5 protein-coding genes are annotated in these 7987 nt (G+C 55.5%); 2 read left to right on the top strand and 3 right to left on the bottom strand.

Features of this window, described 5'->3' with window-relative positions:
- Positions 1-1144: hypothetical protein (locus CHC02_RS30330; RefSeq protein WP_217900410.1), on the top strand; the 1144-nt coding region annotated here is incomplete at its 5' end.
- The gene (locus CHC02_RS28670) at positions 1113-1415 is read left to right on the top strand and encodes a hypothetical protein (protein WP_089394767.1); all 303 of its coding nucleotides are present in this window, start codon (positions 1113-1115) and stop codon (positions 1413-1415) included. The genes CHC02_RS30330 and CHC02_RS28670, both read left to right, overlap by 32 nt.
- 9 nt (positions 1416-1424) lie before the next feature.
- Here the strand turns inward: CHC02_RS28670 and CHC02_RS28665 are convergent, their stop codons facing one another.
- Genes CHC02_RS28665 through CHC02_RS28655 form a run of 3 tightly spaced genes read right to left on the bottom strand, consistent with a single transcriptional unit; the run spans position 1425 to position 7981 of the window.
- Positions 1425-4193: a DEAD/DEAH box helicase gene (locus tag CHC02_RS28665; RefSeq protein WP_089394766.1), complete on the bottom strand. Its 2769-nt coding sequence runs from the start codon at positions 4191-4193 to the stop codon at positions 1425-1427.
- Positions 4194-4202: 9 nt separating this feature from the next.
- Positions 4203-4715 (bottom strand): hypothetical protein, encoded by a 513-nt coding sequence (locus tag CHC02_RS28660; RefSeq protein WP_089394765.1) that lies wholly within the window; start codon positions 4713-4715, stop codon positions 4203-4205.
- Entirely contained in the window at positions 4715-7981 is a 3267-nt protein-coding gene (locus CHC02_RS28655; protein ID WP_089394764.1) for a site-specific DNA-methyltransferase, read from the bottom strand. Before CHC02_RS28655 ends, CHC02_RS28660 begins: the two co-directional genes overlap by 1 nt.
- Between the last annotated feature and the right edge of the window lie 6 nt (positions 7982-7987).

Genomic DNA, 7987 nt, shown 5'->3' with positions numbered 1-7987 from the left:
ACTTCGAAGCGCTGTTGCCGTGGAACTGCCCGCCGACGAGCGCATCCTGATCACCGCAACTCGTCAAAGGAAGACGGGGTTTATGGAGCGGATACAGAAGGTCGTACCATACTTCCGCCATGCGAAATCGAATGACTGCTTTGATGGATTCCGCGAAAGTGTCAGACGTGCAGCGGTCGCGCTAATCGCTCAGCACAAACAGCTGATGCTCCCTGCACTTATAGAAACAGTTCGAGTGCCCACACAAGACGGCCGGCTGCTGGAGGAAAAGGTCGAGCTGCAACCAGTGGTGATCACTGCCGATAACGTTGAGCGGTTTGTTGACCTGGGTAGCTTGAGAGGTCATGCAGTCCTGCACCAATCTACTAGGCAGCTGATCGTCTGGATCAAGCTCTCAACGCGGATGGAGCATGAGCGTTATCGCCAGCTCGAAGCCCTGGAACAATCCAGCATGGAGATTGATCTCCATCACCTGGCACTGGAGCAGATCAATGATCCGGTCAAGTTCGAGCACGCGGTTCTGCATGACTCGACAAACCGACTTTGGATCCGATCAATTCGCGCTGAAAGGCTCGCAGCAAACACGCTGCAAAAGCTTCAGTCAGTGGCGGACGAAATAAACGCTCAGTGGCAACTCGAACGGGCAGCGCGCGAAGCTGCTGAGCAAGCCCGGCAGATTGAGCTAGCCAAGGAGAAAGCCGAACTGCAGCATGCACTAGAAGCCCATAGAACCAAACAGCTTCAGATGGCGGCTAAGCAGTCAGCCACAACCCTGGACAACACGGTGCAGGGCCGAGCTGAGCTCATCGCTGGAACAATGCTGAAGGCCCTACAAGCATGGAGAGGGAAAGCCGTTGAATGCACAGCCTGCTACTTACTCAGCCCACCTGACTCAAGCTTCTGCCTTTACTGCGACGCTACAACCAGCAAAGTCACCCCTGTGCAATTAGCGCCAGATATAGCTTCGACGCTGAAGCAACGTATGCACTGCTCAGCAAAGCCAAGCATGTCAGCTAAGGCAGTCCCTCAGCTGATCGTAAACCCTGATGGTGAACTGTTCGCCGCTAATGAAGCCCTGATAAATTCCGCCTCCCAGAATCAGGCGACAAACGATGAAACTACTCAACACCTACGAAGACCGTGACGAAGCTGAAGAAGCCGCTGAGAAGCTGACAGGTGAGAAGCGCCTGGCCAGCGAGCGCGATGCCACAGTCACCATTTACAACCTTTTTGGCATACCGAGCTGGGGTAACTTCCACCGCCTGGGTATGTATAACCTAGCCGAGCTAAAGGAACTGCTGGATCGCCGCCCAACATGGCAACCAAATGACCAGATGAGGCATGCAGAGATTCTCTCGGTACTTTCCAGCGTGGCCAGGAATTACGAGATCGAGGTCCCAGCCCACTGGCTTTAGCCCATACAGCTACCTGACGATCTCAACATATCCAATCAGCTCCGCCGAATAGCTGCCATCACCATTCGCTGCACCCTTGTGCTTGAGCTCCCGCTGCAGTGTCGGCTCAATCACCTTCGCGAATAGCTCCTGCCGTTGCTCTGGCGCAAACGTAGACGAGGTTACAGGTGCTAGCAGGTATTGCTCGACATGCCGCTCGACCGCCGGAGCCCGCGTACCATCCTGATTGACGGCAATAGGTTGAACGACAACACGGCGCTCGCCGTTACCTGCAGACACCTCGACCAACCAGAGAGAAAGCAAAATTGGTGCGTCTACGCCCCCTGAGACCGCAATACCGATATCTTCCGGCGGAACACTGCGCCAGCGTCCAAGCTCTTCCTGTATTAGCGGATGATCCAGCCCCATCAGCTCCACGTTATCACTGCTCGTAGCCGTGTCGCGGTTCAAGGTAAATCGTGCTCGACGTCCGCCGTCAACAGTCACAAGGTCATAGGTCTCGTCGTCGATCTTGACCAAGCGCTGTTGACGATCCACCACTGCTGCCGACAAGAAACGGACTAGGCGATCCAGACTGGACGAAACGTCGGAGAAGGGCTTGTAGTCATCAAGACTGAAACCTTCTAGGTCTTGGAACAGATCAAACACAACCTGCCGCGCCTCGCGTGAATTCGACAGCGCCGCTTCAAGCTCTACTTGCGTGCGTTTCAATTCAGGGTCGGACAACGCTTCCTGGTACAGACGGTCGTAATTGAGACGCTCGGATAGCTGACCAAGAATCTGCGAGCGCAGGTCTTCGGCAACCTTGCCTTGGTCGTCGACCTTGCCGACTGTCTTGGCAATTTCCGTCAGCTTCTCGTCGAGCATCAGGAAAATTCGTCCTTCGATAGTGTCGGACAAAACCAGGTTGTAGACCTGTGCCGTGTGATTTTGTCCATAGCGGTGGATGCGCCCGATTCGTTGCTCCACATCCATCGGATTCCACGGCAAATCAAAATTGAACAGAATTCGCGCGAACTGCAAATTCAAGCCTTCGCGACCTGCAGCGGTACACACCAGTACACGCGGCCCATCTTTCAGGCGGAATTTCCGCTCTGCAGCCAGCTTGGCACCGTGGTCGCCGCCGCGCAGCACAACCACACCCTGGCCGGGATAGGCCTGCTCAATCTCACGGGCAATCAGATCGACCGTACCGAGATAGGTGGCAAAGATAACGATCTTCTCTCTGGCATTCTGCCGCCACAGATAGCCCAAGCCATCCAGCAACTTCTGCGCTTTGGTTTCCCGCTGGAGCGGGAAGACCTTGAGCAAATCGCCGATACGCAGGCGCTCCTCGGGCAAATGCAGCTCCACGACTGCAGAAGCAGCTTCCTCTGCGTGCGTTGCAGAGTACTCGCTGCCGTAAGGATCGGAGGCCATTTCCAGGGCCTCCTCATCTAACTTCTTGACCAAGCGGTATTTGAGGTCGGCGAGCACACGATCCACTTCACTTCGCCCGATGCTGTCGTGCGGCAGGCCAAACTCCTCATGAATTAATGCCCGCGCTTCCTCAGTCAGGCGCTCACGGCCTTCAATATCAAGCTCTTTGTCCCGCAGCAGCGCTTCGTGCAGGATCAGCATAAGCAAGCGGCGCTTGAGCGTGCGGCGCACAGCCGCAAAGCTGGATGCTGCAATCTTCTGAAAGATCGCCATCAAAAAACCTAGGGCACGCCCCTTATTACCCTGGCGGCGGGCTAGGTCGAAGCCGTCCTCCAGATACTCACGCAGCTTCTCGTAGAACAGTCGCTCTGCCTGATTCATCAGGAAAGATTCGGTATGCACCCAACGCCTTGCAAACAATGGCGATCCATCAGGCTGACAGGCATCAGCCTTAGTGCGGCGAAACATCACCGTATTGAGACGGTGGCGGTTTTCCAACATCTCTTCGGGGCTGCCGAAGAGCGTGGGATTCAGGAGCTGAGCCAGCATCCAAAACTGGAAATGATTGCCTTGGTGGGGAGTGGCCGACAGCAGCATCAGATCACGCGAATGATCCCTCAAGGCCTCAGCCAGCTTGTAGTTCTCGGTCTTCCTGACCTTGCCCCCAATGCGGTGTGCAGTCAGATGGTGCGCTTCATCGAACACCACAAGATCCCAACGAGGGGCATCAAGCAGGCGCTTGATACGCGCCGGGCGTTTGAGGGTGTCGATGCTGGCTATCAGCCGATCGTGTTTGGCAAAAGCATTCGTCTTGCGGTCGGTGATGTCACCCTCGGAGCCGAACACCTCGAAATCAAGGTTGAACACTTCGTTCAGCTCACGGTGCCAGTTGTTCACAAGCCCTGCGGGCACCACCATCAGAGCGCGATTCAACTCGCCTCGGCTAGCCAGCTCTCGCAAGATAAGCGCAGCTTCGATGGTCTTGCCCAAGCCCACCTCATCGGCAATCAGATAGCGCCTGGGAGATGCCGTGGCAATCCGATGTGTCAACACCACTTGATGCGGTAGCAGGTCGATCTTGGCCGAGGTCAGCGCCGATGCGCTCTCCATGACGGGCAGAGCATGGGCCTCGTAGGAGAGCCAGGCCTTTCGAGCTCGCTCCGCGCTGCCATCGACCGTTCGCAGGATGCGTTCAGTGCGCGAGACTTGGCGGTGCACGGCACCGACCGGCACACGACGCTCACCCACGCCGAAGAAGGCACGAACGTATCCATCATGCGCGAGGTCAAGAACGACGCCTTGACCGAATTCATGGTGGGAGATCCGTTCACCAGGTTGAAACTGCGTTTCTATTTCCACGCGTCAATCTCAGGTAATTCGCAAATGGAAAAGACCCGCAGCTTTCGCGCCCTCGCGTAGCAGGATTTCCTGCGGATACTCGTTGGCCTCGCCCCAGAGTAAGCGGCCAAAGTCGAGCTGCTTTCCACGGTGCGGCGCTTCACACAACCACGACACTGCATCGGTAGTAGTTTGCACACTGAGGCGTTTATCTCCCTGCGGCATCCAGAAGATCAACGCACCATCGCCTCCCCATTCGTCCTGAAACGAGAGAATCGCGCGCTTTATTGTATCCCCCAACCACACGTCCCCCTGGTCAGGCGCCAGCAAATCAAGACTACCCTCGAGGCCAGCAACCACCAGAGTTCTACCTTGATTGCTAGGTAGCTCCTCGGGCCACCCAATCCCATTCGGAACGGCGGCAAGCAAGAACTGACGTAGACTCCACACCTCGCCGGCCGCACAGACTGTGTTGCGTGCTTCCTCATCCCAGAGCCAACTGGTGCCGCGCCGCTGCCACACCGTGTCGAGCACCTGCCTCATTACGCATACTCCCCATCGTGATTAAACAGCGATCCTTGCTGCGGCTTGGGTGCCTGGCTGGCTTGCCAGGTTGTGAAGATCGACACCGCGCGCGAGGCAGCATTTCGGGTGGTTTGATCCGGGCCATTTTTTTGCAACCACTCCAGCAGCGGCTTGAGAGCAACGTGCGGATTGAAGTTGTCGTTCTTCAGCGTGTCAGACGCATTGATGCCGCTGCCATCAACACACGCACCGATCAGCACCAATGCCTGATCAAGATCGGAGGTCAGACGACGGCGGTGCTTACCGGACCAGTCACGTGCAAAATCGAGCGGATTGGTACGGGTGAACACCTTCTTCTCTTCGCTACACCAGCCACGTTGCACAAAGTCATCGGGCGTTGTGATGGTGCCGCGCAGGAATTTCTGAAGCTGGTCGCGCTTCATCTCGGTGAGCGAACCAAAGGTGCGCAAAAATTGACGAGTCATCGGCTCGGCATTCACCGGCGGCGGCTCTTTCCCTTTGTCGGCGTCTTCGTCGATTAGCTGGTTGATACCGACGAGCGCATCCCTAACCGAGATGGTGCGGTCATTATCGACATAGACTTTGCCGTAGTGGCGGGAGAAGTATTCCAGCGCCTTGCCGCGACGAATCACTTGAATATCTGCGGCGGGCAAGCCCTCCTTCGCGTGGTTTTCCAGCATCGCCTGCAGTTGGCGAACATCGGCCATCACCTCGCGACGCATCCGGCCCCAGCTCACTGGCTTGGGTTCTTCCGTGCGCTTACGGCAGACGTGGATGATGTCGTATTCAATGGTTTGCGAGCCAAACGTTCCTGGCTTAGATCCCTCTCCCTTGGTTTCGTCAGAGCGGATCGGATAGGTAGCCTCCAAATAGAACCCTGCGTCAAACAAGGACTCCAGTACAGCCACCCAAGGCTCGTCCTCACTGTGATGGAAGGTGAAAGCAAGGATGCCACCTGGCTTCAAAATGCGATGTGCTTCACTCCAACACTGAGTAAGTAGACGTTGGTAAAAGCCATCAGGATCCTCTGGCTCGCGTGCTTTGTTTGAAACGGCCTCCAGTGATTTTGGTGTGTATTCACCAGCAAAAATCCCCTGATACTTGTCCTTAAGAGCCAAACGCAGCCAGACATAGAAAAAGTCAGACAGCTCAGAGTAATGCAGCAGCCCGCCAAAAGGTGGATCCGTGATGACCAGATCGAGGCTGCCCTTTCCAAGCTGTGAGAGATCGGTGGATGACCCCTGATATACGGCTACATCAAGCACTGGATCGCCGGGAAAAACCTTCTCGCTAGTGGATTTTTCGACTCCATCGCTACGAGCTTTGGACACAACTTGTGGACTGACAAGCTCGTAAGGGTTCTCTCCCCATTCAAGCCCTTCCAATATCCCGTCAGCGCAAGAAGACCAGCGTCCGCTTCCCATAACGCCAAAGAAGGCCCCCTCAACAACATTTGTTTTAGGGTGATAGTTGTTGTTACTCATATGGGGAACCAACTTGTCATAGTTGACATCCCAAAAACAAAACATATTCCGATAACGAATGCTCTGCTGGAATCCACCAAGAATAGCTTCCCGAGTTTCCCAGGAGTAATTACCAATAGTAAGAATTCCTTTCAACAGCTGCGCTAATGCAAGCAGCTGGCGTGGATTAAACATTGTCCACCAGTGCGTATAGCCGTGGTTCGGAATACCTCCATTGTTCATATGTGTCATGAAACCAAAAGGCACTTCAGAACGAGGCCAATAATCCTTGAGATCCGAATCTTTTCGGGCCTCCCATTCGGTTAACGCCTCGCCATACTGCCGAGCGTACGTTTCGTCATATGCAGCGAAGAAACGACCGTTGTATGGTTTTCCGGTAGCATCTCGTTTAGGCGAATAGCCCTGGATAGCATAGCCAGCCATAGGCCCAGTCTTACCGGTGGCCTTGATAGTGGCAAGCACGCTTTGCACCGTGCCGCAAGCTCCGCAGGCAAAGTGCGACTTCTTCGGTACTGTACCGTTCTTCGGTACAAAACTGAGATGAGTTTCTGGGCAAGTTACCTCGTCCGGTAGTGCTCCACGAACCTCCAATAAACGGATCTTGGATGCGCGCTCACTATCCCATTGGATAGTCGAATCCACATCGTCTTGCGCCGCGCCACCATAGGGCTGAGCACTCGCATCCTGCTTGGGTGACCCGGCCAACCATTGCGGATGCACCAGCAGACTCAATTCAACCTTCTTGTTCTTACCCTTACCCAGCTTGATCTGACCGCGTGAGCCCGCAATAGCCAATCCGTCTTTGGGGTGGATATTGGCTGCTACAGTATCTCCGCAGTGCGGACAGGCAACGCCCGATACAGGATCAAGCACCGCATACGGCTGCTCCGTAGGCGCCACGAACAGCGGCACATCAGGAGCCATTCGTGCTGCGTCAGCTTCAATATGGAACGGTCTCCCACATTTGCCGCAAGCGTGCTCCCAGTGCTTGACGGTGAGGGCCTTCACCGCCAACACAGGGCTGGTCATGATTGGCGTTCGGTGGCCGCAGCCGGTCACCTGACAAGGACCATGCTTCGCCCAAAAGCTGTAGATGATCTCCGGGCCTTCGTAGCGGTAGTCCTTACGCTCGTTGCGCGGAATAGTTAGTGGGTCGAAATCAGCTGGCATTACCTTCTGGGTTGGTAGGTGCGTCCAAGTACCTTTTTCACCTTCTGGGCCATCGCAGTAGTAGTACGGCATGATCTGCGGCTTGACCTCAGCCTCGATATCGGCGAGAAGGCGCTTTACTTCCTCCAAATCGACGTTGGCCAGCTCTTGCTTGACCACGAACCAAGCGACCGGATTCAGGTCATTACCAACCATCTGCATGCCGAGACGTGAGCCTTCAACCAGCGTGGTGCCGCCGCCCATGAAGATGTCGGCCACCTTCAGGTCCTGAAACGCACCTTTTTTCTGGTGGTTCGCGTAGTAGTTGTCCCACACCAGCTTGGCTGCATGCGACTTGTCTTCCGGGGCCTTGGTCGCCGCTGCGAGCAACATGGAGCGGAAAACACTGGAGCGACGACGCGCCCACCACTTCGACATCTGGTAAATCGGCTTTCCCGCATTGCCCTCGATGATCGCCACCTGATTGACGGGCAGGATCGGGAAGTCCACCTCCAGGCAAGTCTTAGGACGATTCGGATCGTTGAAGTCGACGGTCTCAAGCGCAACCGCCTTACCTGCCCCAACAGCCTTGGCGACTTCCTGCGCGAGTAGTTCTTTTTTAGTGGCCATTCAAAC

This window comes from Pseudomonas delhiensis (assembly GCF_900187975.1).
GTDB lineage: Bacteria > Pseudomonadota > Gammaproteobacteria > Pseudomonadales > Pseudomonadaceae > Pseudomonas > Pseudomonas delhiensis.
The sequence above is the reverse complement of the archived record's forward strand: the minus strand, read 5'-3'. Positions and strand labels throughout refer to the sequence as shown.

Bases quoted from the DNA above. Each gene is read 5' to 3' on its own strand.
- CHC02_RS28655 (WP_089394764.1), bottom strand. From the start codon at position 7,981: ATGGCCACTAAAAAAGAACTACTCGCGCAGGAAGTCGCCAAGGCTGTT.
- CHC02_RS28660 (WP_089394765.1), bottom strand. From the start codon at position 4,715: ATGAGGCAGGTGCTCGACACGGTGTGGCAGCGGCGCGGCACCAGTTGG.
- CHC02_RS28670 (WP_089394767.1), top strand. From the start codon at position 1,113: ATGAAACTACTCAACACCTACGAAGACCGTGACGAAGCTGAAGAAGCC.